Here is a 24,922-nt window from a genome sequence, read left to right on the forward strand (position 1 = left end):
ACCCTGTAATCGTCAACCAAGCACCTGATGAACTTCGCCGCATGTTAGCACCGACCAACATGGGCATGCAATCATCTAGTTTTTTTATTTCCGCTTCTAGTCAATCCTGACCCAACGTATTAGGCTGGCGGCTGATGGATACCACAGCGGCAGGCATTAACGTCGTACCAGGCAGCCCGGTTCCGCGGATGCTCCTCGTTGATCCCGTAGTGCTGAAAGACCCCTTCGCTTCCTACGGGGCGGCGCGAGAGATATATCCGGTGGCACGGTTATTAGCTCCTGGTATGGCCCCGATTTGGGCCTTGACCCGGTACCAGGACGCGCGGGAGATGCTCAACTCCCAGAAGTTCGGCTTCACCGTCGAGAGCCTGACCGTACGTCCGGACCTACCCGACACCGGACTTCCCTACCTCGAGTCGATTCTGCTCGATCCAGGCCAGCACCGGCGGCTGCGCCGCCTGGTCGCTCCGGCTTTCACCCCCCGCCGGTCCCGGGAATTCCGCCCGGTGATTAAGGCCGTCACGGACACCCTGATCCAGGAAATGGTCTCCCACGTCGCTGATGGAAGGGTAGACCTGCTGGAACACTTCGCGCGCCCATTGCCAATGGACGTGCTGTGTGCCCTGATGGGTATCCCGAGCGAAGACCGGGACTCGTGGCGCGATTACGGTGCGGCGGTCTCGTCTGGTGAAGGCCACAGGTGGCATGACGTGATGCCCGGGGTGCTGGAGAGCACGCAGCGAGCGATTTCCCGTCGTCGCGCTTCGCCGGGCACGGACCTGATCACGGACCTGGTGCAGATCCAGGCCGAGGACGGCGACCGGCTGAGCGATACCGAGATCACCGGTCTGGTCTGGCTACTGATGGTGGCGTCCTCCACGACCGCGGACTTCGTGGCCAACGCGGTGCTCGCGCTGCTCACCCATCCGGAACAGACGGCCCAGCTGCGCGCCGACTACAGCCGGGTCCCCAACGCTGTAGAGGAGCTGCTGCGATGGTGCTCACTGAACGTGTTCAGCATCCCCCGCTACGCGAGGGAGGACGTCGAGCTGCACGGGGTGTCGATCCGGGCCGGCGAAGCCGTCGTCGCGGCGCTGGTTTCCGCCAACCGTGACCCGCGGGAGTTCCCGGACCCGGACCGGCTCGACTTCGATCGCCCCCAAGGAACGCCCACGTCCCTCACGTTCGCCCATGGGCCGCACATCTGCATCGGCGCGGCCCTTGCCCGTGTGATGATCGATGTAGCGCTCACCGCGCTGCTGCAACGCTTCCCCGAGCTGGCGCTCGCAGTTTCGCCATCCCAGGTCCGCCGGGTCAGGGATCCGGGCACCTGGCGCGTCGAGGCGCTTCCCCTGCACCTCGGAACGCGCGCGGACTCTGTTTCGCACCGGGTTCCTTAGGGCCCGTCTCATGTGGCCAGTCCGCGGCAGCAGATCAGCGTGCAGCCGGTGGCCCGCGTTGGTGAGGCCCACGCCAGGAGTGGGCGGGCGTTTCGTGCGTCCAGAGGCCCGCAGGTCCTGGCTGACCCGTAGGTTCGCCTCCGAGGTCGCCTGCAAGCGGCAAGCCGCCTCGCTCGTTGGCCAGGGTCGTGTCTCGCCGTGCGGCCGGATGCTCGAAGTTTCGAGAGCCGCCACGCACATTGGTTAGACGCGTGTCCATCCTGGCTGTGGTGCAGGCCACTCTCGCTTGATGCAAGGTCGCCCGGATTCGGCCTGGATTCGAGACTCTGAAGAGCTGGATTCCACCGCATGCCTTTGGCGGCACCCTCGGTCTCAGGCTGCCCGGAGGGCTCGTCCTCGCGGTTCAGCGGCCAGGGGCGGCGGGCCGTGGGGCGTCCGGCGTGTGTGGCCGGCGCGGATCCTGTGCCGGCGGGCCCCTGGGCATGAAAAGGCCTGGGGCTCCTCGCGATGCGAGAAGCCCCAGGCCAGAGCGCGGAGGATCGGGGATTTGAACCCCGGAGGGGATTGCTCCCCAACCGCATTAGCAGTGCGGCGCCCTAGGCCTCTAGGCGAATCCTCCCGGCTTGAACCAGCCTACAGACACCATGGACGGTTGCGCAAAACGAATGCCCGCGCGGGTGTCCCGGCCGGTGAAGCCGGCGCTGGAGCCGCAACAGGGCTGCTCATGCGGTCAGGCGGGGGCTTCGGGCCTCCGCCTTCGAGGGCTCCGGCCCCTCGAACGGGAGCGGCTGTCCGGTTTCGCAAGGTTGGTGTGTCCTGGATCACTCATATTGTCTGGGTCGCCCATGCTTCGCCGGGTCAGCCGAGAGTGCGCTCGATGATGAGGTCGGCGTCGAGGCGCATCTTCTCCACCGCGCGTGACAGCGTGCTCTTGACCGTCCCCAGGGTTACTCCCATCCGCTGGGCGATCTGCGCCTCGGTGAGGTCGTCGTAGTAGCGCAGCACCACCGTGGTCCTCTGCCGGTCGGGCAGCCGGTCGATGGCTCGCTTCGCCACGTCGGCCAGGTCGCTGCGCCAGGTGGGGTCGTCCACACGCTGTTCGGGGATCTCGTCGGTCGGGTAGATCTCCAGCCGGTTGCGTCGCCACTCGGAGATCTGGGTGTTCACCATGGCCCGGCGCACGTACCCGTCGATGGCCTTCGGATTGGTGATCCGGTCCCAGGAGAGGAAGGTCTTGACGAGGGCGGCCTGGAGCAGGTCCTCAGCGTCGGCATGGTTGCTCGTGAGGGACCGGGCCATCCGGAGCAGGGCCGGTCCGCGTTCGGCCACATAGCGGCTGAACTCGTCGTACCTGGGAGTCCGGGTCGTTCCTGTCACGCCGACCACCGACTTTCACGGGCGCTGCGTGTGCTTTCGTCGCCTTCCTCCCTTCCAACTCTCACACAGAAAGCGCAAACGTCCGGGCATCTGTGGACCACGTGCCGACAAACCGCATGACGGGGAGCGGACCGGGTCTCCCGGCTGTGCCCGGACGCGGCCGCGGGTCTGGGAGCGCGAGGTTCCCGATGGCAGGGGGCCGTTGGGAGTCGACGGTGGCCGCGAGGGTCTGCGGGAGCTTGTACATATTTGTGTCTCTTTCATGATCTATAGGGTCTATGCGTGGCTTTTTGGGCACAGAATGTGGTGGGACAATCTCGTGTTGTTCCATCCGAAAGGGTCGATTCGCACAGGGTTCCTCTCTGACTGTCCGCGACGGTCGACGCGCCGCGCGGCGCTGTCCTCCGGACACGCCACTGACACGGGCCGACCGCGGGCCGACCGTGCCAGCGTGTGGGTGACGTGAGGACGGACGGGGACAACGGGGGCGAACCGGCAGGCCGCATGGCGAGGGGGCTCAGCCGACATGTCAGTGACGGACGACAGGCGTGACCGCAGGAGGTTCACCTCCGTGGTGCTCGGTCCTCAGAGCGCACCCGAACCCACACCCCTCGGGCACCGCGTCGTACGCGGCGTGGTCGTCGGCGTGGACTCCCGCATGCTCTGCCTGGCCGCACCTGGCGGCGAGGAGCGGTTCCAGTACGACCGCACCACCTCGTTCTGGCGCGGCGGCGAGGCCGGTCCGGGAGAGCTCCGGACCGGTGACGACGCCGTGGTGCTCCGGAGACCCGGCGGCCACCCCGGCGCCGAGCGCGTGTGGGCCCAGGCCGCACGCGCCACCGGAGTCATCGTCGACCGCGACGCCGACACCTTGGAGATCGACCCCGGCCACGGACGCCGCCGCCTGACGGTCGTCCTCCCCTACCGCAGCTCGGGCCGGATCTCCGTCCGCCATCCGCGGCTGGAACCCGGCTACGTCTTCGACGCGGTCGGCGTCTGGGGGGAGGACGCCGTGTGGGCGACGCGCCCCGCCACCACCCAGCCGCCCTATCCGCTCAGCGCCACCCCGCACAGGCCGCCCACGTACCGGTACGCCTCCACGCTGCGCGGCATCGCCACCTGGTACGACCCGGCCGGGGGCCGCTCCTCCCACACGGGCCAGCACGCCAGCGCCGACGGGGTCGCCTACCCGGCGCTCGACCCAGTCGGCCACGACGCCGCGTGCGACCGGCGCACCTCCTGTGTCCCGCTGCCGCTGCTGTCCACCGGCGCCACGCTGAGCCTGCGCAACGACTGCACTCGGGAGGCGGCCGCACTCCCGGTCCTCGACTGCGCCGCCGCCGACAGTTGGCTGTGCGACCTGTGCCCCGCCTGCGGCGGCCAGGGCGCCGGGCGGATCTCCTCCCTCACCATGACCAGCTTCGTCGCCCTGGGCGGGCGACTGGAGGACGGCTGCTTCAACGCGACCGTCACCGTCCACGACGGGGAGGGATGACCCATGCCCATGCTGCCGGAGATCGTCGAGGCGGCCCGCCAGGTCCAACTACCGCTCCTGGCGGTGCTGCTCCTGCTCGGGGCCGCGGCCAAGGCCACCAGGAGGGCGGCCGGCACGGGCCTGGCCGTCCTGATGCCCGAACGCCTGCGCCGTCCGGCCACAGTCGGCACGGGCCTGCTGGAGGCCGCGCTGGCGGTCGGCCTGCTGGGCCTGGGCGGACTCCTCGGTGAGGCGGTACGGATACTCACCGCGGTCGTGTTCGCCGTCTCGGTGGTGGTCCTGGTCCTGGTCCGCAGGCGCGACCCGGAGGCGGGCTGTGGCTGCTTCGGCGGACTGAGCCGGGCCCCGGTCGGCTGGCGTGCGCTGACCCGGACCGGGCTGCTGTCGGCCGCGGCCCTGACCACGCTCGGGCTGGAACCCACCGGATGGCAGGCGGCCGCCTCGGCCGCACCGCTGCACGCCGGGATCCTGGGCGTGGAACTCCTGTTCCTGGCGCTGCTCAGCCCCGAGATGCGGGACGTGGTCGCGCGCTCGCTCCACAAGGAGCCGTGCGAGCTGCGCGAGGTCCCGCTGCGCCGCACCATGCGGACGCTGCGTGGCAGCGAGGTATGGCGTACCAACGAGTCGGTGATGACGAAGCCCGATCCCAGCGACGTGTGGCGCCAGGGCTGCTGGCAGCTCCTGCGCTACGACGGCACGCGCCACGGACGGAGCGTGGACGTGGTGTACGCGGTCAGGGTGGGCGGCAGGCGAAGTACGGCCGTGCGCGCGGTCCTGGTCGACAGCGGCAGCGGAACGGTGGTCGCGTCCTTCGGCGCGGTCGCCCGGACCGCACTGCTCAGCCCGCCGCGCAAGCTGCCCAGACCGCGCCAGGCGGCCAAGCAGGACGCGGGGCGGTACGACGCGGCCAGATCCGCCGAGACCCTGCGGGCCGCGAGGACGCGTCCCGCTGGGAGCAGCACGGACGGACACGACCCGGACGGACGCGAGCCCACACCGGCCAGGTGAGCATCCGGTTCGGCGTCCGGGTACCGACCGGTGCCGGTACCCAGGGCGTGGAGGGCGTGGCCGGTGGACGCCGCCCGTCGCACGGCGGGGTACGTGTCCGCCGAGCACGCCCCTAACCCAGCATCTGGTGCTGCCTCTCGACGGCGGCCTCGCTGAACGCCACGAGCATTTCCTCGTGGTCCTCCATCTCCCCGGCTCCGAGGACGGACGTGGTGCCGACGAGGCCGCCGTTGCGGTACATGAGGCTGAACATGTGGCTCTCCTCCCCGTCCGCCTCCACGTCGATGGCGAAGGCCCGCGACTCGTCACCGACCCGCGGCACGTCCTCCAGGTCGCGCAGCCCGTAGTCGGAGGAGGTCCCGTCCTCGTAGGTGGCGGTGTACTCGGCGCAGCTCTCCGGCGGTTTCGTGGACAGCGCCTCCGCGGCCGTACCCTCGTCCACCCGCACCAGCATGTGCGTCACCGCGCCCTTGTCCCACTCGTAGGCCGCCACGGAGGCGGGCGCGTCGCGCACGCCGTCCAGGCTGCCCCACTGGTTCGCGGTGTCCATGCACTCGGGCTTGTCGAGCTCGGTTGAGGCCCGCACCTCCTCGCTGTACCGCACTGTGGCAAGCTCGGAGTACGCGCCGCTCTCGCTGCCCTCGGACACGAGCGTGGCGTCGCGGACGTTCAAGGGCTGGGCCTCGTGCAGTGCCGTGGCGGCCTCGGTGCCGGGGGCGTCGGCCTGGCCGTTCCCGCCGCATGCACTCAGCAGGACCGTCATGGGTAGGGCCACAGGAAGGACCAATGACCGGACGGGTCCCCGGCGCTCTCCCCGTCGGGAGTTCTGACCAGTAACGATGTGATTCGAACTGGCGGAGCAGGAGTGCAAGCGCATGGTGGTATCTCCTCGTTTGTGCGATATTTCCGCTGGGAGCGGTGGCCACCCCGGACGCGATATTGCTGAGAGTGTCGCGGGGTTAGCACAAAGTATTGAGGAAGGACAATGGTGTCGGAGTCGAAATCGCCATATCTGCGGTCGATGCTGGAGAGCATCCCGCCCTACAAGCCGGGCCTGAAGGTCTTCGGGCCCGACGGGCGTTCGATCAAGCTGTCCTCCAACGAGAGCCCCTACGGGCCGCTCCCGTCGGTGAGGGAGGCCATCACCAGGGCCTCGGCTGAGCTGAACCGCTATCCGGACCCGGGCGCCGACGAGCTCACAACCGTGCTCGCCCGGCACATGGACGTCCCCGAGGAGCACGTCGCCCTTGGCGCCGGTTCGGTGGGTCTGCTCCAGCAGCTGCTCGAAGCGGTCGGTGAACCCGGGGTCGAGGTCGTCTACGCGTGGCGCTCCTTCGAGGCCTACCCGCTGATCACCGAGCTGGCCGGGGTCACCCCGGTACGGGTGCCGCTCAAGGACGAGACGCACGACCTCGACGCGATCGCGGACGCGGTCACCGAGGACACCCGCATGGTGATCGTGTGCAACCCGAACAACCCGACCGGTACCACGGTGCGCGAGGAGGAACTGGTCGCGTTCCTGGACCGGGTCCCGGAGAGCGTCCTGGTGGTTCTGGACGAGGCGTACCACGAGTACGTGCGTGATCCGGGGGTGCCCGACGGCATCTCCCTGTACCGCGACCGGCCGAACGTCGCCGTGCTGCGCACCTTCTCCAAGGCCTACGGGCTCGCTGCCGTGCGCCTGGGCTTCCTCGTGGGGCACCCGCATGTCACCGGCGCCGTCCGCAAGACCCTCGTGCCCTTCGCGGTGAACCACCTCGCCCAGGCCGCCGGGATCGCCTCCCTCGCGGCCGAGGAGGAACTGCTGGAGCGCGTGGCGGACACCGTCAAGGAACGCGACCGCGTCAGCGAGGCGCTCATCGCCTCCGGGTGGACCGTACCGCCGTCCGAGGCCAACTTCGTGTGGCTGCGGTTGGGCGAGGACACGAACGACTTCGCCGCCGAGTGCGCGAAGGTGGGCGTATCGGTGCGCCCGTTCGCCGGTGAGGGTGCCCGGGTGAGCCTGGGGACCCCTGAGGAGAACGACGTTTTCCTGTCCGTCGCCACCTCCTATCCCAAGCGCCGCTAGGGCGTCTTCGGTGGATGCTGCTCGTCGCGCGGCGGAGCATGCCTCAGGAGCGCCTCCTGCGTCCAGCGGTCCCCCGCACGGCCGAGCGGGCCGTGCGGGGGACCGGCCCCCGATGTCTGAGGAGGAGGCCGCCGAGCGCGTGCGCTCCGTCAGCGCGGACATCGTCGCCCTGGACACTAGAAGCGGTGCTCGCCACGCCGTGGACGCCGCCGTGCGCGCCGCGGTCCGGTCCGAGCGGGCCGTCCTCACACGCTTCCCCGAATCGTCGGACGTGCGCGCCGCGGCCGCCGAGGCCCATCAGGTCGCCGGATGGGTGGCCTTCGACGCTGAGCGCCAGGGACTCTCCCGGCGGATGACCCTGGCGGCACTGCGCATGGCGGGTGGGGCGGGTGACCGCTCCATGGAGTACTTCGCACTCAGTCAGCTGGCCATGCAAGACGTCCACATGTGGCAGCCGACCGAGACGCGGCGGGTGTGTGATGCGGCGCTGGCGGAGGGGCCGAGGGGGAGTGTGCGCACCCTGTTCTCTCTGAGGCTGGCGCGCGCCGCTCTTCAGGAGGGGGAGCGGACCCGGGCCCGGAAGCTGATCGCCGAGACCCGCAGCCGCCACCTGGAGGGCCCGCGCCGGGGCGACCCGGCCTGGACGTGGTGGCTGACCGAGGCCGAGATCACCTGGCACCAGGCCATGATCAGCGCCGACACCGGATCGTGGGGGAGGGCCGCCGAGTGTTTCGCCGAGTCGGTGGAACTGTTCCCGGGGACTGTGGAGAACGCGGAGGGGCGGCGGGCCGGCGAGGCCGGAAGGGATGAGGAGGTCAGCCGGACTGCGAACGCCGGACGGGTCGGGGGGAACGGACGAAACAGCCGCTCCCTGTGCCATGCCACGGTGAGCCTGCTGTGGGCGCTGGCCCACGCCCGGTCGTGGGAGGAGGCGGAAGCCGTTCTCGTGCGCGAGGTGCTGCCCCTCAGGGCGACCGTGGCGTCGGTGCGCTGCGAGCGGTTGCTCGTTGAGGCTGTGCGGCTGCTCGACGGGGCGCGTGGGCGGCCGTCGCTGCGGGACACCGCCCGGTGGTTCGCGGAGGGAAACGGGGCGGCGAGGGACGGAGGGCCGTCCACAGGCTGTGGATGAACGTGCGGCGACCGGGCCGGAGGCTCACCACCCGATGGCGGCCACGACCTTCTCAGCGCCCTCCTCGGCGCCGAGACCGTCCGTGGCCACGCGTACCGCGCTCGTGGGAGCCTCCGCGTCCAGGCGGGTGGCCGCGCGCAGGCCGCGCCCGATGTGGGGGAGCAGCTGCGAACCGGTCTCACGTACGGCCAGGCGCGCGCGTACGGTGTCCTCGCACGCGGTGAGCAGCACACGGGTGATCCTGATGTCGCCACCGCCCATGGCGCGGCGGAACGTGCCCTCCTCCAGGATGCTGACCGTGTTGACGTAGATCAGGCGGCGGTGTCCGAGCGCCGCGTAGTTCGCCCAGACCGCCGTGACGTTGCGTTCGGTGATCTCCGCCCTGTGCGGATCACCGGGCGGGGCCGGGTGGACCTGGTCAATGTAGTCGCCCTCCAGCACGCGGTGCGCGACCCCGGACCGTTCGAGGATCTCGGAGACCTCCCACCCGGCCGTGGTCTTGCCGGTCCCCGAAGCGCCGCCGATGAGGAGCAGCTGCTTCTGCGCGCTGTCGCCCGGGCTGCCGCCGGCGTTTCCAGCGTTGTCGCTGTCGTCGCTCATGCGCGCCAGCCTGCCAGGCGCGGAGCTCGGGGTCACCGGGTTTTCCACAGCCTGTGGAAGGGGCTGGTCCGGGCGGGCCCACACGGTTCCTCGGCGCCTCACACGACTCCCGGGCCACACGTGCGGACGGGGGCGCCCCTCTCGGGAGCGCCCCCGTCCGCCACGTCCACGCGGCTTACACAGGTACACGGGCTACTTACCGGCGGCGTCCTTGTCGAGCTTCTCCACGATCAGCCGGTACAGCTGGCGGGGACGGCCCGGCTGGAGGGTCCGGTTGGGCGGTAGCGGCCACGCCAGTCCCTCCTCGACCAGGGTCCGCAGCAGCCGACGCGCGGTCCGGGAGGTGACCCCGAGCATCCGTCCGGCGTTCTCCGCGTCGACGACCAACGGCCCGTCCTCCTCGGCGATCTTCTCCGAGAGCCGGACCAGCGTCTCGCGCCCCTTGGTCCGCAGCGGCTCGGAGGCCTGTCGTGCGGGCGCGCGCTGGGCGGGCACCAGGGAACGCCCCTCGCGGTCTACCGCGAAGCTCTGACGCGACGCCTGAGCGCGGTTCAGGGCCGCCCGGGCATGCGCCTCGGCGTCCTGCGTGGTCCGCCCCATGCCGATCCCGACCTCGATCGCGATACCGAGCTCCGCCTTGATCCGCTCCACGAACGGCGGTTGCCGGAAACCCTCGGTCGCGCTCACGAGCGAGCCTCGGGTCGCCGTCACCATGAACGAATGGTCGTCCAGCCGGTGCGCCGTGGCGTTGATCCGGTGTGCCTCCTGGAGCAACAGACGGTGCAGGGACAGACGCAGCTCGTCCCGCCAGTACCGGGGGGTCGACCGGCGCGTCGAGTCACGCAGGGTGGGCACGTCCACCACCACGACACCCAGCTGAGCCTCCTCCAACCGGTGGTGCGCCCCCAGCAGACCCGCGGTCTGTAGGGCGCTGCGAACGCCGGCGTTGGTCGGCCGCAGCCGGATCACCGGCACCCCGATGGCCTCCAGGCGCTCGGCGACCCCGCGTACGCAGGTGATCGCCATCCTGGTGGCCTTGCGGCGCCACAGACCCTCGTGGAAGGACGTCAGCTGCGCGGTGCTGGTGAGCTCCTCGTGCACGTGGATGCCGTCCACGGGCAGATCGACCTCGGAGTAGGCTTCCACCACGTCAGCGCGGCTGAGCACGTCCAGACTGGCTCTGGTCGGGTCGTAGCGCTCGTCCAGGGTCGCCCGGAGCAGGGCCTCGTGCAGGCTCGCCCCGCCGAGGGGCACGAAGGTGGCGGGCATGGTCAACACCCCGGCCTTGCGTGCGAACTCGTAGGGGACAGGGCTGGCGAACAGATAGGCATCGATCGCCGAACCCAGCCTGACGACCTTGTCCGTCGCCTCTTGCTCGTCTCGATACGCGGCGGCGATGAGTCTGGCGTTGAGGGGTCCTGTGGACCCCGGACCCATGAGCATGACTCTTTCGACCACCTCATGGGGCCCTATGACGCCGATCGTCAAATCGCCAGTACGCTGGGCACTCACCTCGGGTTGCTCCCCGCTACCATTCCACGCTCTTCACTATGTGCGCCCACTGGTTTCCCGACCCGATCTCTGTCACGGCATGATTGCCGAGATCGTACCCATTGTGCGGGGCCAAAGAAGATCGTTTTCCATATCAACGCCGAAAGCCCGGGTGGGAGACGGGCTCCCACCCCGGCATGAACTGCGCTTTCGGTCCTCTACGAGACGTTGACGCGCTCCACGTCACCGCCTAGCGCAGCGAGCCGGGACGCGAACTGAGCGTGACCGCGGTCCACCAGATAACCAGGCGCCACAATTGTCTCACCTTCGGCGACCAGTCCGGCGAGAACCAGAGCCGCGCCGGTGCGCAGGTCGTGGGCGACGACCTCGGCGCCGCGCAGGTTGGTGGTCCCGTGCACGATCGCGCGGGTGCCCTCCACCTCGATCTTGGCGCCCATCTTGTTGAGCTCGTCCGCCAGGGCGAACCGGCCGTCGTAGATGGCCTCGTGGATGTAGCTCTCACCCTCGGCCAGGGTGGCCAGGGCCATCAGCGGGGACTGCAAATCGGTGGCGAAGCCCGGGAACGGCGAGGTGACGGCGTTGATGGGCCGCAGCGGCACCGAGGGGTCGCGCTGCACGTGCAGGACCGCGCCCTCCTGGGAGAAGCCCACGCCCATCTGCTCGAGTTTCCAGCGGGCCACACCCAGGTGTTCCAGCTGGGCGCCCACGAGGCTCACCTCGCCGCCGGTGGCGGCGACGGTCATCGCGAAGACGCCGGCGTCGATGCGGTCGGCCATGATGGTGTGCTCGACGGCCGTGAGCTGCTCGACGCCCTCGACGGTGATGAAGCCCGTACCGCCGCCGCTGATCTTGGCGCCCATGGCGCTCAGGAAGTCGATGACGTCGAGAACCTCGGGCTCCAGGGCCGCGTGCTCGATCACGGTGGTGCCGGGAGCCAGGACCGCGGCCATGAGCAGGTTCTCGGTGCCCGTGTGGGACGGGGTGTCCAGGTAGAGGCGGCCGCCGCGGAGGTTGCTGGCCTCGACGTTGATGTGGTTGCGCTCGGTGTCCTCGGTGACCTTGGCGCCCAGGCGCGCGAAGCCCCGGTAGTGGAAGTCCAGGTTGCGGCTGCCCAGGTTGCAGCCGCCGACGCCCTCGATGCGGGCGCTTCCGGTGCGGTGCATCAGTGCGGGCACGAAGAGCACGGAACCGCGGAAACGGGCCGCGATATCGGCGGGAAGGACGGCGAGCTCGGGGTCGTTGAGGCCGGAGGCGTCGATGACGACGGTCCGCTCGGCTTCGTGGAACTCAACCTTGGCGCCCACGTGTTCGGCGAGCTCGAGAGCTCGGTAGACGTCCTCGATGACCGGAACGTTCCGCAGCACCGTACGGCCCCTGGCCGCGAGTAGGGCGGCCCCGATCATCGGCAGGACGGCGTTCTTCGCGCCTTGGATGAACGCCGTTCCACTGAGGGGGCGTCCGCCGCGGACGCGGTAACGAACCTCCTGGCCCATGCTCATGTGCTCCTTTGTGAGGCAGATGTGAAAAAAGGTCACCCTCGTCGGGCTTCGCCTGTATTGGACGCGGGTTTCCCCTGGAACGTTGCGACCATCGTGCGTGTGACCTGCACGGCCAGCGAACCGGTGTTCGCGACGACTCTATAGCACTCGCCTGTGTGTACCGATCCAGAACGTGGTATACCCGCGAATCGCGGATAGAGTCCCGTCAAACGGCCGAAGAGGTATTCGCCTGCCGGAAAAGACCAGGGATGCCGTACGCATGGCTGTTCGCCCGTACCGGCGACGCGCACAACGTCACCACCATACGTGCTCCGCGGTGCGCAACGACGACCGCGTGCGCCGAATCACCTCCGCGTGGTGTTTCACAGGACGGGCTCGTCCCCGGTCAGGCGCCTGTAGATCTCCACGTACCGGTCGAGGGTGCGCTGTACCACGTGCTCGGGCAGCTCCGGCGGCGGGGTCTCCGAGGCCCGGTCCCATCCGGACTCCGGCGAGCGCAGCCAGTCCCGCAGCACCTGCTTGTCGAAGGAGGACTGGGGCCGTCCCGGAGCCCACTCGTCCGCGGGCCAGTAGCGGGAGGAGTCCGGCGTGAACACCTCGTCGGCCAGCACCAGGTTCCCGTCCCCGTCCCGTCCGTACTCGAACTTGGTGTCGGCGAGGATGATGCCGCGTTCCCGTGCGAGCTCCCGGCCTCGTCCGTACACCCGCAGGGTGAGGTCACGCAGTTCGGCGGCCAGCTTCGCACCGTGTGCGGCGGTGACGGCCTCGAAGGAGACGTTCTCGTCGTGGTCGCCCACCTCGGCCTTGGTCGCCGGGGTGAAGACCGGCTCGGGCAGTTCGGAACCGTCGACGAGTCCGTCGGGGAGCGCGATTCCGCACACGGTGCCGTCCACCCGGTATTCCTCCAGGCCGGATCCGGTGAGGTAGCCGCGGGCCACGCACTCCACCGGCACCATGTCCAGCCTGCGGCACACCAGCGTCCTGCCCGCCCAGTCGGCGGGAGCGCCCTCAGGCAGGACATCGGACACGACGTGGTTGGGCACCAGGCCACCCAGCTGGTCGAACCACCACAGGGACAGCTGGGTGAGCAGCCTCCCCTTTCCCGGGATCTCGGTGGGCAGCACCCAGTCGTACGCCGACACCCGGTCGCTGGCGACCATCACCAGCGCGCCGTCGGACGCGGTGTACAGCTCGCGCACCTTGCCGGTGTGCAGGTGGGTGAGTCCCTCGACCTGGGCGGGTTCGGGCTTGACGACGAAACCGCTCACGGTTCCTACCTTTCCGGGAATTCGATCCTGGCCGTCCGCGGGGCCGGGGGGACCGCGGAGGCGCCGGGACACCGGCGCCATCGCCGCTCCGCTACAGCTCGGCGGCCGCTCGCTCGGCGATGTCGGTTCGGTAGAACGAACCGCGCAGCTCGATCCGCGACGCCGCCTCGTAGGCCCGCTCGCGCGCCTGGCGCAGGTCGGCACCGGTACCGACCACGTTGAGCACCCGGCCGCCGTTGGACTTGATACCGCTCGTGCCCTCCCAAGCGGTGCCCGCGTGCAGTACGTACGCGCCGTCCAGAGCGTTCGCCGTGTCCAGCCCGCCGACCATGTCGCCCTTGACCGGGTCGCCCGGGTAGCTCTCGGCGGCGACCACCACGGTGACCGCGGCGCCCTGCTTCCATTGCAGGGAGCCGATGTTCTTCAGGCCTCCGGTGTCGGTGGCCTGGAGAACCGTGCCGATCGGGGTCGCCAGCCGGTCCAGGACCACCTGGGTCTCCGGGTCGCCGAACCGGGCGTTGAACTCCACCACGCGCGGGCCCTGGGACGTGAGCGCCAGACCCACGTACAGCAGCCCCTGGTAGCGCTTGCCGCGCCGGTTCATCTCCACCAGGGTCGGCCGCACGACCGATCCCATGATCTCGTCCACCAAGCCCCGCGGAGCCCACGGCAGCGGCGCGTAGGCGCCCATGCCGCCGGTGTTGGGACCCTGATCGCCGTCGTAGGCGCGCTTGAAGTCCTGTGCGGGCAGCAGCGGCAGCGCGTGCAGCCCGTCGCTGAGCACGAAGAGGGACACCTCGGGGCCGTCGAGGAACTCCTCGATGACCACGCGCCCGCACTCACGGGCGTGCCACTCGGCGAGCGCGCGGTCCTCGGTCACCACGACGCCCTTGCCCGAGGCCAGGCCGTCGTTCTTGACCACGTACGGGGTGCCGAACTCGTCCAGCGCCTCGGACACCTGGCTGGCCGTCCTGCACACCCGCGCCTTGGCGGTGGGCACCCCGGCGGCCTCCATGACCTCCTTGGCGAAGGCCTTGGAACCCTCCAGGCGCGCGGCCTCCTGGTCGGGGCCGAACACCGGGATGCCCCTGTCGCGCAGCGCGTCCGCCACACCGGCGACCAGCGGCGCCTCCGGCCCGATGACGACCAGCTCGGCGCGGATGCGCGCGGCCAGCTCGGTCACGGCCAGGCCGTCGGTCACGTTGATGACATGGTTCTCAGCCAACTCCGAGACGCCGGGGTTGCCGGGGGCGCTGTGGATACTGGTGACACCCGGGTCCAAGGACAGCGCACGGACGAGGGCGTGCTCGCGGCCTCCGCCGCCGAGAACGAGGGCTTTCACTACAGGGGCCTCTTCGTGTTGAAGGCGGACAGACGTGGGGGTTTCAGACCAGGGAGCGCAGTTCGAGTGTCGCGTCGCGGCCCGGCCCGACACCGACGGCGGAGATCGGGGCCCCCGCCATCTCCTCCAGGGTACGCACGTAGGCCTGCGCGTTCTTGGGGAGTTTGTCGAATTCTCGTACGCCGGTGATGTCCTCGGACCAGCCGTCGAGGTACTCGTAGACCGGCTCGGCGTGGTGGAAGTCGGTCTGGGTCATCGGGATCTCGTCGTGACGGACCCCGTTGGCCTCATAGGCCACGCACACGGGGATGCGCTCCAGGCCGGTGAGCACGTCGAGCTTGGTCAGGAAGAAGTCGGTGACGCCGTTGACCCGGGTGGCGTAACGCGCGATGGGCGCGTCGAACCAGCCGCAGCGGCGGTTGCGGCCGGTGGTGACGCCGTACTCGCCGCCCTGGCTGCGCAGCCACTCGCCCTGCTCGTCGAGCAGCTCGGTGGGGAAGGGACCCGAGCCCACACGGGTGGTGTAGGCCTTGATGATGCCCACGACCTTGGTGATGCGGGTGGGGCCGATGCCCGAACCGGCCGCCGCACCACCCGAGGTGGGGGAGGAGGAGGTCACGAACGGGTAGGTGCCGTGGTCGATGTCCAGCAGGGTGCCCTGGGAACCCTCCAGGTACACCGTCTTGCCCTCGTCGAGCGCCTTGTTGAGGATCAGTGAGGTGTCGGCGACGTAGGGGCGCAGCTGCTCGGCGTATTCCAGGTACTCCTCGATGATCGGCTCGGCCTCCAGGCCGCGCCGGTTGTACACCTTGGTGAGCAGCTGGTTCTTGTCGTTCAGGGCCAGTTCGATCTTCTTGCGCAGGATCTTGGGGTCGAACATGTCCTGGACGCGCACGCCCTGGCGGGAGACCTTGTCCGCGTAGGTGGGACCGATGCCGCGCCCGGTGGTGCCGATCCTGCCCTTGCCGAGGAAGCGCTCGCTGACCTTGTCCAGTGCCCGGTGGTAGGGCATGATCAGGTGCGCGTTGGCCGAGATGAGCAGGCGGGACGTGTCCACGCCACGCTCCTGGAGGCCTTGCAGTTCCTCCAGCAGCACGCCGGGGTCGATGACGACGCCGTTGGCGATGACCGGAACCACGTTCGGGGACAGGATGCCCGAGGGGAGCAGGTGGAGGGCGTACTTCTGCTCGCCGATGACCACCGTGTGCCCGGCGTTGTTGCCGCCTTGGTAACGCACCACGTAGTCCACGCGGTCGCCGACAAGATCGGTCGCCTTGCCCTTGCCCTCGTCGCCCCACTGGGCACCCACGAGCGTGATCGCCGGCATTGGTTTCTACCTCTTCGCTCGACACCTGACCGGGGCTTTTCCGGCCCCGAACACGGAAAACCCCTGGCGCAAGGCTGCGACAGGGGCCGTTGCGTATTGAGGGTACACGACCTGCGCATCCGGGTTAAGTGGGGCTCTACGGCACTTGCGACACACGGTTCACTCTTGTGCCAGCGCATCGGGAGGAACGGTTTCCGCGCCCCTTTCCGTGGTCCGGCGAAGGCGGGCCGGGTCCGCCCCGGTGCACGTCTGCGGACCATGGCGGTCACCTGGGTGGCGTCCCAGGGCCGGCCAGCAGTGATATGGGACACGGCTGGGCGGCGCGGGCGCGTGCAGGTGCTCAGAATCCGCCCCGGCGCGTGAAAGGGCCGCCCGGGCACTCCTCCTGCGAAAACCCGGGCGGCCCGTCGCCAAGGGGCGCGGCGTCAGCCGTTGAGGGCCTTGTCCGCCTCGGCGCTGGACTCGCGCAGGAAGGTGGCGCAGCGCTCGGCCTCCTCGTTGTCGCCGATCTCCGCGGAGGCCTTGCCCAGGGAGTGCAGCGCACGCAGGAAGCCCTGGTTGGGCTCGTGCTCCCAGGGGATCGGGCCGTGGCCCTTCCAGCCCGAGCGGCGCAGCTGGTCCAGACCCCGGTGGTAGCCCGTGCGGGCGTACGCGTAGGCGGCCACCGGCTGGCCGTCGGCCAGGGACCGCTCGGCCAGGCGCGCCCACGCGGCGGAGTACTCCGGGAACCGCCCGGCGACCGGGGTGGGGTCCTCGGCCGAGGCGAGCGCCTCACGGGCCTCGGGGTTGTCGGCCAGGCGAGTCTCGGGCGGCTCGTTCAGCAGGTTCTGGTGCATGTTCATGCCCCCATCCTGCCACCGGGGCCGTACCGCTTCCGGAAAACCCGTCCGGCTCATTCCGCCTCCTCCCCGTGCCGGTGGACCCGGGACGCCGAGCCGTGCGTCACCGCGTGCGCCCCCAGCGCCGCGACCGCCATGCCCATGGCCAGGGCGGGTACCGTTCCGCCGGGCAGGAGATCCGGTGCGACCCACCCGTCGGTCCCGGCGTACGCGTACGGGCTCACCCGGTTCAGCCCCGGCGCCATATCGCAGGCGGCGGCCCCCAGGAAGATCCCCGCCAGCACGGCCAGACCCGCCGGTACCGCGTCCACGAAGGGAGCCAGCAGGTACACGGCGGAGGCCGCCAGCAGAACATTGGTCGTCAGCAGCCACATGTTCTTCGCGGGGGAGAGGCGGCCAGCACGGTGGACCCCGCCGTCGCAGGCAGGGCTACGCCGATCGCGGCCACCGCGGCCGCTCGCCCGCGGGTGCGGGCACCGCCCAGGCGCTCCCACACCCACAACCGGGGACGGTTGGACCAGGCGCCCACCGCGGCCGCGCACACGCACAGCAGCTCCGCGACGGGTATCCGCTGTTCCTCGTTGGGCCAGTCGAACACCGCCACCGGTACCACGACCCCCAGCGCGGCCACGCCGAAGGCCGCCGCCACGGCGGAGGCGACCAGCGCGCCGAGCACCGGCAGCAGTCAGGGCCGCAGGATCACGTTCGCCATGGCAGCTCCTCGGGATCCACCTCGCACGAGGCCAGGCGCTCCCGGTCCCGCCGGATCCACGCGCGGACCTGGTCGGGGTCGGCGCCGGCGAACAGGGGGTCACCGTGTGCCTCGCCTTCGAACGCCTGCGAGGCCAGCCACGATTCCAGGCCGTAGGCGACGGCGGCTCGGCGCTCTCGTGGATCGGCGTCCCGGTCCAGTCTGGACACACCCTCGGAACCGCACTGCCGCACACCGGGCGCCAGCCACTCGGCCGCGAACGCGGGCACCTGCTGGTACGGGTTCCAGCCGGGATGGACGGGCAACCAGAGCACGTCCCGCCCGGGGCCGCTGAGCACCTCGTCGTCATCGCGTGCCAGGCTCCGGTCGCGGACCTCACCGGGGGCGGCGTCCGCCAGTCCGTAGGCGTCGAACACCGGCGTGGCCAGATCGTTGATCGCGGTGAGTTCCCCGGTGTGCCCCTCGTGCACGCAGTAGCGGACGCCCCCGTGCTCCTCGCAGACCTCGTCTCCCGGAGTGAGAACCACCAGCGGGAACGGGCGCAGGTGCGGCAGGACCACGGTCACGGCCACGGCGGTCCCGGCCGCCACCACGGCCGGCAGCCGGGCCTGTGCGCCCACCTGCGAGGAGAGGTACACCAGTCCAGGGCCCGCCAGTCGAGCTGCCCCCACGTGCCGGTGAGGGGCATGGCGAGGACGAGGCCCGCCGGGAGCAGGACGAGGACCGGTGGCAGCGGCCAGGAGAGGGGAGAGGCGCGCAGCCGGGTCGCCGAAGGACTCGCGTGCGCTCCCCGATCCGCTCGATCAACCGGTCGCAGGCGCGTTCGAACCCGGAGCCGTAGGCGCTACCGCCGGAACCGTCCTCGATCAGCGCCTCCAGCGCGGGGAACAGGACCAGCACCCGGGGGTCGTGCGCGAGCGCGGCGGCGATGCCGACCCGCTGGCGCTGTCCCCCGGACAGTGTGCGGGTGCGTCGGTCGGCGAGGTCGCCCAGGCCGACCAGGTCCAGCGCCCGCCCGGCCGCACGCCCGCACTCGCGCCTGGCCAGCCCGCGCACCCACGCGGCGTAGGCGACCGTGTCCGCCACGGTCAGCTCACCGGCCAGGGCGAAGCGCTGGGGCACGAACCCCAGCGCCCGCCGTGCCCCGGAGCGGCCGGCCGTGGTGGACAGGTCGTGGCCGCCGAGGAGGAGGCGTCCCCCTCCGTACCGGGAGCAGCGTCACGACGAGTGACAGGAGCGTGCTCCTGCCCGCGCCGTTGGGGCCGAGGGGTCCGGTGACACCGGGCTCCACGGACCAGGTGAGCCCGTTCAGCACCTTTTTCCGGCCCAGATAGCCGAACTCCAGGTTCTCAGCGGTGACGCGCATGGGTTCGCCCGTTCGTGCTCGCCGTACCCGCGCGTGAGCGCGTGCGGTCCGTTTCGGTCAGCGTCGGTTGACGCGTCCGGAGGACAGTTTGCTGCCGCTCGAACTCCGTGTCCCGGTGAAATAGGTGCCGTTGCCGTCGCGGTCCCCCTGGCTGTGAGACCGCCGTTCCCGAAATCACTGCGGCCGGCCCGGGCCACGACCGTGTCGGGCCAGGCGGTGCGGTGCTCGCGCACCTGGACGGTGAGGGTCACCGTGCCGCCGCATCCCGTGCGAGAGCCGGTTCCGGAGATCTTGGCCCGGAGATGGCGGGGTTGTCGGCGCCGAGGCCGCGCGCGGAGGATGAACGCTCCGCCACGGTCTCGCCCCCGGCCCACGCCGTTCCGGCCGCTGACGCGCCGACGAGGACGGCGCCCGCCGTGAGTGCCCCGGCCGCGAGGATTCGGACGGCACGATTCCTGTACTCCAATTCTCCTCATCCTGCTCTGAGGGGGTGGAATTTCAGGGTGATTCCCGGGGAGTCCCTTTGTGGAGCGGGGCCGCGGAAAAAGGAGAATATTGTTCTGGGTTTTTCGCGGTGGTTTGTTATACAAGGCAGAGGGTGTCGGCGCGGTTTCCGGGAAAGACGAGGTGCCCGGCGGCCGAAGCCGCCGGGCACCGAACACGGGTCCTCGTGAGAGGCCGCGACTACTTCATCTTGTTGCCGGCGGACTTCAGGTGCTGGGCGGCCTCCACCACGCGGGCGGCCATACCGGCTTCGGCGACCTTGCCGTAGGAGCGCGGGTCGTAGGCCTTCTTGCTGCCGATCTCGCCGTCGATCTTCAGGACGCCGTCGTAGTTCTTCATGATGTGGTCGACCACGGGCCGGGTGTACGCGTACTGCGTGTCGGTGTCGACGTTCATCTTCACCACGCCGTACCCGATGGCCTCGTGGATCTCCTCCATGGTGGAGCCGGAGCCGCCGTGGAACACGAAGTCGAACGCCTTGTCCTTGCCGTGCTTCTCGGCGACGGCCTCCTGGGCGTTCTTGAGCACCTCCGGGCGCAGCTTCACGAAGCCCGGCTTGTAGGAGCCGTGCACGTTGCCGAAGGTCAGGGCCGTCATGTAGTAGCCCTTCTCGCCCAGCCCCAGCACCTCGGCGGTGCGCAGGGCGTCGTTGGGCGTGGTGTACAGCTTCTCGTTGATCTCGCCGACGATGCCGTCCTCCTCGCCGCCGACGACGCCGACCTCGATCTCCAGGATCGTGCGGGCGGCCTTGGAAGCGGCCAGCAGCTCCTCGGCGATCTGGAGGTTCTCCTCCAGCTCGACGGCCGAGCCGTCCCACATGTGGGACTGGAACAGCGGCTCCTGGCCCTTGGCCACGCGCTCCTTGGAGATCTCAAGCAGCGGACGGACGAAGCCGTCGAGCTTGTCCTTCGGGCAGTGGTCGGTGTGGAGGGCGATGTTCACCGGGTACTTGTCGGCCACGACGCGGGCGAACTCGGAGAAGGCGACCGAGCCGGTGACCATGTCCTTGACCGTGGCGCCGGACAGGAACTCCGCACCGCCGGTGGAAATCTGGATGATGCCGTCGCTTTCGGCCTCAGCGAAGCCACGCAGGGCGGCGTGCAGCGTCTGGCTGGAGGTCACGTTGATCGCCGGGTAGGCGAAGCCCTCGGACTTCGCGCGGCTCAGCATCTCGGTGTAGACCTCGGGGCTGGCGATGGGCATGCTTGACTCTCCCTGGATTCGGCCTGGAGCGAGCGGCCGCCGGACCTGGGCCGACGGCGTCCCACGTGCGTTGCCCCGGTGGAGCCCAGACGACGGAGGACGGCCCTCAGGCGGGGCCGTGCGTCCGGACGTGTCCACCAGGTGTCACCCAAGTATCCCGAATACTCGGAGCCCTTGAAAAGGTCTAGACCAGATTGCCCGAAGTTGTCTGCGTGGGCGCGGGCGGCCCGGGGGCCGTGGACCCGGGGCGACGGCGTGTGAACCCTCCGTCCCTGTCTATGGCCGAATTGTGGGAAGTAGTGAGCTTCCAGGCGTCTGCTGTCGCTTTTTGCGGTGATACGCGCTACATTCAACGCCGTGGGAAGGCATAGGAATGATCCTCGCGGCGTTGGCCAGGTGATGGCCATCGTCGGGGCCGTCGTGCTCTTGGTGACGCTCTTGGCCCTCGGCGGATTCTTCTTGTACCGCTCGCTCCCGGGCACCAGTGTGAGTGCCAACGCCTCAGAGGCGGCGTCGGAGGGCGAGGAACCGGAGAACATGGGTGTTCTGTACATCCGCGTCATCGGTGAGTCCAGTGAGGTCTTCGTCCGTATTCCTGGCGGCGACGTCCTGATGGACGAGGAGATAAGCCAGGGCCATTCGGTCAACTACGCCAAGGCGGACGAGGGCTTGGAGGTCACCATCGGTGACCCCTCCGCCGTCGAGGTCTTCGTCAACGGCGACCAGCGCGACATCTCCGACCGAGGCACCGGCTACAGCTTCACGATAGAGGGCTAGACGCCGGCCGGACACCGGTACGGCACCGACCGCGGACGGGGTGAAGCCGACGGCTCCGCCACCGCCGGAGCGCCCCCTGCCGTGGTGGAGCGGCCGGGAGGCGCCGTGGCCAGCCGGTCCGCGGACCGGCTGCCCGACACGCGGATACCCTAGACGTCCAGGTCGGACACCCCGTACACCGCCCGGTACTCCAGGCCCTCCTCGGTGATCCGCTCACGCGCGCCCCGGTCCAGGATCAGCGCGACCGCCACCACCTCGGCGCCCGCCTCCCGCAGAGCCTCCACAGCGGTCAGTACCGAGCCGCCCGTGGTCGAGGTGTCCTCCAGGGCCAGCACCCGACGCCCCCGAACGTCGGCTCCCTCGATCCGCTTCTGTAGGCCGTGCGCCTTGTCCGCCTTGCGCACCACGAAGGCGTCCAGCTTGCGCCCCCGCGCGTGCGCGGCGTGCAGCATGGCGGTGGCCACCGGGTCCGCGCCCAGCGTCAGACCGCCCACCGCGTCGAACTCCAGGTCCGCGACATTGTCCAACATGACCGAGCCGACCAGCGGCGCGGCCTCTCCGTCCAGAGTGACCCGGCGCAGGTCGACGTAGTAGTCGGCCTCCATGCCCGAGGACAGGGTCACCTTCCCGCGCACAACCGCCTTATCGTTGACCTGACGCAGGAGTTCATCACGTTCGCTCATGATCAGTGAGCCTAGGACACCGGGTGGGACGGAAAGCACCGTGGCACCCGAGATGGAGGGACGGCCATGCCACAGCCCGCGGACACCGTTCGGGTCGAGACCACCGTCGACAGCAGGGACGGCGCCGAACAGGTGGCGAGGTCGGTGGTCGAGCACCGGCTGGCGGCCTGCGCCCAGGTGAGCGGGCCGATCACCAGCTTCTACTGCTGGGAGGACCGGATCCAGGCCGACGAGGAGTGGATGGTGGTGGTCAAGACCGCCGCCGACCGGCTGGAGGACCTCACCGCGCACATCAACGAGGTCCACCCTTACGACGTCCCCGAGGTCGTCGCCGTGCCCGTCTCCGGGGGCAACCCCTCCTACCTGGAGTGGGTGCGCGACGAGACGCGGGGAGGCACCTCCGCGTGATCGCCGTCCTGCTCCCCCCGACCCTCGGCGCCCCCACGCGGCTGCCCGGCCTGGCCGACCGGTTGCCCGACCGCGGCCTCACCCCCGTCCGACCCGAGGTGGGCGGCGACGAGCACCCGCCGCACGCGGCCCGCTACGTCGCCCGTGCCAGCCTGGAGATCAACCGCCTGGCCGCGTCCGACGCCCCGACCGCGCTCGTGGCCGAGGGCGGAGCCGGCCCGCTGCTGGGCGCGGTCGGCACGGCTCAGCGGGCGGCGCACCGGCCGGTGGCCGGCTACGTGCTGGTGGACGCGTTCCTGCCCCAGCCGGGCAGCCCCAGCCGCGTGGACATCGTGAAGTCGCAGAGCCCCGAGGGCACGGACCCGGGAGCGGTGCCCGCCGACGAGCCGCCCGCCTACCGGACCGAGCCGCTGCCGATGGCCTCCGACTGGCCGGACGCGCCGTGCGGCTACCTGCTCACCGACCCCGGCCTGCGCCACGTGGCGCGCCTGGCGGGGCTGCGCGGCTGGAGCGTGCGCGAGGCGGCCCCGGAGGAGGCGTCCGAGGCTCTGGCGGAGCTGCTGGTGGACCTGCGCGGTATGGCCTGAGCCCCGCACCCGTCCGAGGGCGCGCGATGCGGGAGAGCGGCGCGGACGGGGGCCAGGCCGGAACCGGCACCGACGAGGAACCCCGCGAAACGCGTCATACCGTGGAACTGCCAAGGCGCGGGACCGGCGTCCGTGCCGGGGAACCCCCGACGGATCGGACCGCTTCGCGGTTCCGCGCGGGCGCGTCCGGCGGACGCGCCCTAACGGCGGACCTGGATGACCACGGTTTTCGCCGCCTTGTCGTGGAGGCACTGCCGGAACGTCTTGTCGCGCATGGACCAGAGGACGTTGGTGAGCGACCAGGGCAGGAGCCAGTTGACCAGGTTGGTGTGCCCGGGCGCGTAGAGCAGCGACCGGATCAGCGCGCGACCGGCGGTGACCCTTCCGCCGCCGTCGGAGCGCACCACCCACAGCCCGAACAGCATCTTGCCGATCGACCGGCTCCACAGGCGGACCTGGAGCCACTCCATCACGATGGGCAGCAGGAAGAAGTTGAAGATGTAGGCCGCCATGAAGACGCTCGAACTGGCGCGGCCCTCGATGTCGCCGCCGCCGACGGCCACGCTGACTCCGGTCCCCAGCAACATCAGGACGAACCAGAGAAGGACGAAGATGAGCGTGTCGACGAGCCGGGCCGCGAAGCGCGTTCCCGAATCGGCCATGCCGACCTGCGGATTGGCCGGGCTCCACTGCCCCGGGTCGGTGATCACAGGGGGGAGCCAGTTCCGCGGCGGGGGGTGGTAGCCCTGGTGGCCCTGGAAGCCGTGGGCGTGGGGCTGGCCCTGCTGGTACGCGGGCGCGGGGTGGCCGGGGGCCGGGTACGGGGGCGCCGGCGGAGGCTGGGCTCCGGGGTGCCCCGCGTCGGAGGGGTGCTGCCAGCCGGGACGGCCGCTCTGGTCGAAGGGCTGGGGCGGGGGCTGCATGGTGCTGCTCCTACTGGTGTCGTCGGGGTGTGCCGTGTGTGACGGCGTCAGGGCGCGGAGGGGCGGAGACCGGTCCCGGCGCCTCCGGGCGCCGACACGCCCGATGCTACGGAGGCGGAATCGGTCTCTCGGGGGCACCGGTGCCCGAAAGGCTACGGTCACCCGCTCCGGCCGGGCCGCTGTTGGGCTTCGCTGACGCGAGGGGCCCTTCCTGTCCACCGTGCGGCTTGGGGAACCGGTCTTGACGGGAACCGGTCTGGTCAGGGACCGGGAAGCACGGCAGTCCTGTTCAGGGGGAGTACGGGCGGTCTCACGCTGCCGGATTTCTCCGCGGTGTGGGGCTCATGGCGCTGTTTTCGGGGTCAGGTGTGCCATGAGGGTTCGAAGCCGGGAACCCGGAAGACAGTCATCGTCTGTAGGGAGTCCGCGATTCTGACCAGGAGTTCGGGAACCGCGTCCAGGGATGCGCCGTCACCGGCGGCGAGACTCATGCTCTCCTTCACCCCCTCGGCGACACGCCTGGTGTGTGCAGCGTGCCGTTGAAGGAATCGCCGGCGAACACCAGCCGTGTGGGGTGTGGAGCCCGGTCGCGGCACAGAACGGTCAGCTGGTTGGCGTCCCACGCCGTCAGAGCCGGTTCGCTTAGGTCACGGGGACTCGGGCCTGTTCGGCCTTGCGGAGCTCCTCACGGAGCCACTCCGGGACGTGCTCGGGATCCCGGGGGAATATTTTCAAATCAGAAGCATAGTCTCCAGGATACGGCGGGAAGGTGAAATGTGGCCGCTCGTCATAGTTGAAATATATGTCATATTTCCCAGACTCAGCCTTTTTCATCCTGCTTCTCGGAGTTGAAGGACGAGCACGGCTCGGGTGATCTCGCCGGCCCGGTGCGGGC

At 70.1% G+C, this 24,922-nt stretch carries 24 protein-coding genes, 1 tRNA gene and 2 pseudogenes; 8 read left to right on the plus strand and 19 right to left on the minus strand.

What is annotated here, in order from left to right; all coding sequences use genetic code 11:
• The first annotated feature begins 329 nt into the window (after positions 1 to 329).
• A complete protein-coding gene (locus tag AC0T5L_RS11400) occupies positions 330 to 1,400 on the plus strand; it encodes a cytochrome P450 (RefSeq protein ID WP_476165396.1) in 1,071 nt (356 codons plus the stop codon).
• 532 nt (positions 1,401 to 1,932) lie between these two features.
• Here AC0T5L_RS11400 and AC0T5L_RS11405 read toward each other — a convergent pair.
• A tRNA-Ser gene (locus AC0T5L_RS11405) sits at positions 1,933 to 2,019 on the minus strand.
• A 239-nt stretch (positions 2,020 to 2,258) separates the two neighbouring features.
• On the minus strand, positions 2,259 to 2,786 hold the full coding sequence (locus AC0T5L_RS11410) for a SigE family RNA polymerase sigma factor (protein WP_476165397.1): 528 nt from the start codon (positions 2,784 to 2,786) through the stop codon (positions 2,259 to 2,261).
• A gap of 517 nt (positions 2,787 to 3,303) precedes the next feature.
• On the opposite strand from AC0T5L_RS11410, the gene AC0T5L_RS11415 reads away from it, so the two are divergent.
• Both AC0T5L_RS11415 and AC0T5L_RS11420 read left to right on the plus strand, forming a co-directional pair.
• Positions 3,304 to 4,272, plus strand: a complete 969-nt coding sequence (locus tag AC0T5L_RS11415) for a hypothetical protein (RefSeq protein ID WP_476165398.1) — start codon at positions 3,304 to 3,306, stop codon at positions 4,270 to 4,272.
• 9 nt (positions 4,273 to 4,281) lie between these two features.
• Positions 4,282 to 5,280 carry a MauE/DoxX family redox-associated membrane protein gene (locus AC0T5L_RS11420; RefSeq protein ID WP_476165424.1) on the plus strand — a complete coding sequence of 333 codons (999 nt, stop codon included), beginning with the start codon at positions 4,282 to 4,284 and terminating at the stop codon, positions 5,278 to 5,280.
• Between the two features lie 112 nt (positions 5,281 to 5,392).
• On the opposite strand, the gene AC0T5L_RS11425 is transcribed toward AC0T5L_RS11420, so the two are convergent.
• Positions 5,393 to 6,043, minus strand: a complete 651-nt coding sequence (locus AC0T5L_RS11425) for a hypothetical protein (RefSeq protein ID WP_476165399.1) — start codon at positions 6,041 to 6,043, stop codon at positions 5,393 to 5,395.
• 222 nt (positions 6,044 to 6,265) lie between these two features.
• Between AC0T5L_RS11425 and hisC the strand changes: the two genes are divergently transcribed.
• Both hisC and AC0T5L_RS11435 read left to right on the plus strand, forming a co-directional pair.
• Entirely contained in the window at positions 6,266 to 7,348 is a 1,083-nt protein-coding gene (gene hisC / locus AC0T5L_RS11430) for a histidinol-phosphate transaminase (protein ID WP_476165400.1), read from the plus strand.
• A gap of 112 nt (positions 7,349 to 7,460) precedes the next feature.
• Entirely contained in the window at positions 7,461 to 8,477 is a 1,017-nt protein-coding gene (locus AC0T5L_RS11435) for a DNA-binding protein (protein WP_476165401.1), read from the plus strand.
• A 24-nt stretch (positions 8,478 to 8,501) separates the two neighbouring features.
• On the opposite strand, the gene AC0T5L_RS11440 is transcribed toward AC0T5L_RS11435, so the two are convergent.
• From AC0T5L_RS11440 to fbaA, 12 genes and pseudogenes are all read right to left on the minus strand, one after another.
• Positions 8,502 to 9,077 carry a nucleoside/nucleotide kinase family protein gene (locus tag AC0T5L_RS11440; protein WP_476165402.1) on the minus strand — a complete coding sequence of 192 codons (576 nt, stop codon included), beginning with the start codon at positions 9,075 to 9,077 and terminating at the stop codon, positions 8,502 to 8,504.
• Between the two features lie 192 nt (positions 9,078 to 9,269).
• Positions 9,270 to 10,520, minus strand: coding sequence for a transcriptional regulator (locus AC0T5L_RS11445; protein ID WP_476165403.1), 1,251 nt, complete (start codon positions 10,518 to 10,520; stop codon positions 9,270 to 9,272).
• A gap of 266 nt (positions 10,521 to 10,786) precedes the next feature.
• The gene (murA, locus tag AC0T5L_RS11450; protein WP_476165425.1) at positions 10,787 to 12,082 is read right to left on the minus strand and encodes a UDP-N-acetylglucosamine 1-carboxyvinyltransferase; all 1,296 of its coding nucleotides are present in this window, start codon (positions 12,080 to 12,082) and stop codon (positions 10,787 to 10,789) included.
• A 368-nt stretch (positions 12,083 to 12,450) separates the two neighbouring features.
• Entirely contained in the window at positions 12,451 to 13,356 is a 906-nt protein-coding gene (locus AC0T5L_RS11455) for a phosphoribosylaminoimidazolesuccinocarboxamide synthase (protein ID WP_476165404.1), read from the minus strand.
• 91 nt (positions 13,357 to 13,447) lie between these two features.
• The gene (gene purD, locus AC0T5L_RS11460; protein ID WP_476165405.1) at positions 13,448 to 14,698 is read right to left on the minus strand and encodes a phosphoribosylamine--glycine ligase; all 1,251 of its coding nucleotides are present in this window, start codon (positions 14,696 to 14,698) and stop codon (positions 13,448 to 13,450) included.
• Positions 14,699 to 14,741: 43 nt separating this feature from the next.
• Positions 14,742 to 16,025, minus strand: a complete 1,284-nt coding sequence (locus tag AC0T5L_RS11465; protein WP_476165406.1) for an adenylosuccinate synthase — start codon at positions 16,023 to 16,025, stop codon at positions 14,742 to 14,744.
• Between the two features lie 425 nt (positions 16,026 to 16,450).
• Positions 16,451 to 16,867 (minus strand): DUF3151 domain-containing protein, encoded by a 417-nt coding sequence (locus AC0T5L_RS11470; RefSeq protein WP_476165407.1) that lies wholly within the window; start codon positions 16,865 to 16,867, stop codon positions 16,451 to 16,453.
• A gap of 50 nt (positions 16,868 to 16,917) precedes the next feature.
• Positions 16,918 to 17,238, minus strand: a complete 321-nt coding sequence (locus tag AC0T5L_RS11475) for a hypothetical protein (protein WP_476165408.1) — start codon at positions 17,236 to 17,238, stop codon at positions 16,918 to 16,920.
• Positions 17,226 to 17,540 (minus strand): hypothetical protein, encoded by a 315-nt coding sequence (locus tag AC0T5L_RS11480; protein ID WP_476165409.1) that lies wholly within the window; start codon positions 17,538 to 17,540, stop codon positions 17,226 to 17,228. The genes AC0T5L_RS11475 and AC0T5L_RS11480 overlap by 13 nt, the downstream gene beginning before the upstream one ends.
• Positions 17,541 to 17,563: 23 nt before the next feature.
• Positions 17,564 to 18,247: a hypothetical protein gene (locus AC0T5L_RS11485; RefSeq protein ID WP_476165410.1), complete on the minus strand. Its 684-nt coding sequence runs from the start codon at positions 18,245 to 18,247 to the stop codon at positions 17,564 to 17,566.
• Between the two features lie 277 nt (positions 18,248 to 18,524).
• Positions 18,525 to 18,746 (minus strand): annotated as a pseudogene (locus AC0T5L_RS11490) (ABC transporter ATP-binding protein); the annotation flags it as partial.
• Positions 18,747 to 19,626: 880 nt separating this feature from the next.
• Positions 19,627 to 20,649 (minus strand): class II fructose-bisphosphate aldolase, encoded by a 1,023-nt coding sequence (fbaA, locus tag AC0T5L_RS11495; RefSeq protein ID WP_476165411.1) that lies wholly within the window; start codon positions 20,647 to 20,649, stop codon positions 19,627 to 19,629.
• Between the two features lie 399 nt (positions 20,650 to 21,048).
• On the opposite strand from fbaA, the gene AC0T5L_RS11500 reads away from it, so the two are divergent.
• Entirely contained in the window at positions 21,049 to 21,426 is a 378-nt protein-coding gene (locus tag AC0T5L_RS11500) for a RodZ domain-containing protein (RefSeq protein WP_476165412.1), read from the plus strand.
• A gap of 149 nt (positions 21,427 to 21,575) precedes the next feature.
• On the opposite strand, the gene pyrE is transcribed toward AC0T5L_RS11500, so the two are convergent.
• Positions 21,576 to 22,109, minus strand: coding sequence for an orotate phosphoribosyltransferase (gene pyrE, locus AC0T5L_RS11505; protein ID WP_476165413.1), 534 nt, complete (start codon positions 22,107 to 22,109; stop codon positions 21,576 to 21,578).
• Positions 22,110 to 22,175: 66 nt separating this feature from the next.
• On the opposite strand from pyrE, the gene cutA reads away from it, so the two are divergent.
• Together cutA and AC0T5L_RS11515 are read left to right on the plus strand one after the other, a co-directional pair.
• The gene (gene cutA / locus AC0T5L_RS11510; protein WP_476165414.1) at positions 22,176 to 22,517 is read left to right on the plus strand and encodes a divalent-cation tolerance protein CutA; all 342 of its coding nucleotides are present in this window, start codon (positions 22,176 to 22,178) and stop codon (positions 22,515 to 22,517) included.
• Entirely contained in the window at positions 22,514 to 23,104 is a 591-nt protein-coding gene (locus tag AC0T5L_RS11515) for a hypothetical protein (protein WP_476165415.1), read from the plus strand. Before cutA ends, AC0T5L_RS11515 begins: the two co-directional genes overlap by 4 nt.
• A gap of 200 nt (positions 23,105 to 23,304) precedes the next feature.
• Here AC0T5L_RS11515 and AC0T5L_RS11520 read toward each other — a convergent pair whose 3' ends face one another.
• The 3 genes and pseudogenes from AC0T5L_RS11520 to AC0T5L_RS11530 form a co-directional block, all read right to left on the minus strand.
• Positions 23,305 to 24,027, minus strand: a complete 723-nt coding sequence (locus AC0T5L_RS11520; protein ID WP_476165416.1) for an RDD family protein — start codon at positions 24,025 to 24,027, stop codon at positions 23,305 to 23,307.
• Positions 24,028 to 24,389: 362 nt separating this feature from the next.
• Positions 24,390 to 24,518 (minus strand): hypothetical protein, encoded by a 129-nt coding sequence (locus tag AC0T5L_RS11525; RefSeq protein ID WP_476165417.1) that lies wholly within the window; start codon positions 24,516 to 24,518, stop codon positions 24,390 to 24,392.
• 8 nt (positions 24,519 to 24,526) lie between these two features.
• Positions 24,527 to 24,661: pseudogene (locus AC0T5L_RS11530) on the minus strand (DUF6177 family protein); the annotation flags it as partial.
• Between the last annotated feature and the right edge of the window lie 261 nt (positions 24,662 to 24,922).

The organism is Nocardiopsis sp. TRM 82005, from assembly GCF_056312425.1.

Coding starts and splice junctions, on each gene's coding strand:
- AC0T5L_RS11520 (WP_476165416.1), bottom strand. CDS start 24,027: ATGCAGCCCCCGCCCCAGCCCTTCGACCAGAGCGGCCGTCCCGGCTGG.
- AC0T5L_RS11465 (WP_476165406.1), bottom strand. CDS start 16,025: ATGCCGGCGATCACGCTCGTGGGTGCCCAGTGGGGCGACGAGGGCAAG.
- AC0T5L_RS11525 (WP_476165417.1), bottom strand. CDS start 24,518: ATGAGTCTCGCCGCCGGTGACGGCGCATCCCTGGACGCGGTTCCCGAA.
- AC0T5L_RS11440 (WP_476165402.1), bottom strand. CDS start 9,077: ATGAGCGACGACAGCGACAACGCTGGAAACGCCGGCGGCAGCCCGGGC.
- AC0T5L_RS11435 (WP_476165401.1), top strand. CDS start 7,461: ATGTCTGAGGAGGAGGCCGCCGAGCGCGTGCGCTCCGTCAGCGCGGAC.
- AC0T5L_RS11420 (WP_476165424.1), top strand. CDS start 4,282: ATGCTGCCGGAGATCGTCGAGGCGGCCCGCCAGGTCCAACTACCGCTC.
- AC0T5L_RS11400 (WP_476165396.1), top strand. CDS start 330: ATGCTCAACTCCCAGAAGTTCGGCTTCACCGTCGAGAGCCTGACCGTA.
- AC0T5L_RS11415 (WP_476165398.1), top strand. CDS start 3,304: ATGTCAGTGACGGACGACAGGCGTGACCGCAGGAGGTTCACCTCCGTG.
- AC0T5L_RS11470 (WP_476165407.1), bottom strand. CDS start 16,867: ATGAACATGCACCAGAACCTGCTGAACGAGCCGCCCGAGACTCGCCTG.
- fbaA (WP_476165411.1), bottom strand. CDS start 20,649: ATGCCCATCGCCAGCCCCGAGGTCTACACCGAGATGCTGAGCCGCGCG.
- AC0T5L_RS11445 (WP_476165403.1), bottom strand. CDS start 10,520: ATGCTCATGGGTCCGGGGTCCACAGGACCCCTCAACGCCAGACTCATC.
- cutA (WP_476165414.1), top strand. CDS start 22,176: ATGCCACAGCCCGCGGACACCGTTCGGGTCGAGACCACCGTCGACAGC.
- AC0T5L_RS11425 (WP_476165399.1), bottom strand. CDS start 6,043: ATGACGGTCCTGCTGAGTGCATGCGGCGGGAACGGCCAGGCCGACGCC.
- hisC (WP_476165400.1), top strand. CDS start 6,266: ATGGTGTCGGAGTCGAAATCGCCATATCTGCGGTCGATGCTGGAGAGC.
- murA (WP_476165425.1), bottom strand. CDS start 12,082: ATGGGCCAGGAGGTTCGTTACCGCGTCCGCGGCGGACGCCCCCTCAGT.
- pyrE (WP_476165413.1), bottom strand. CDS start 22,109: ATGAGCGAACGTGATGAACTCCTGCGTCAGGTCAACGATAAGGCGGTT.
- AC0T5L_RS11475 (WP_476165408.1), bottom strand. CDS start 17,238: ATGTGGCTGCTGACGACCAATGTTCTGCTGGCGGCCTCCGCCGTGTAC.
- AC0T5L_RS11500 (WP_476165412.1), top strand. CDS start 21,049: ATGGCCATCGTCGGGGCCGTCGTGCTCTTGGTGACGCTCTTGGCCCTC.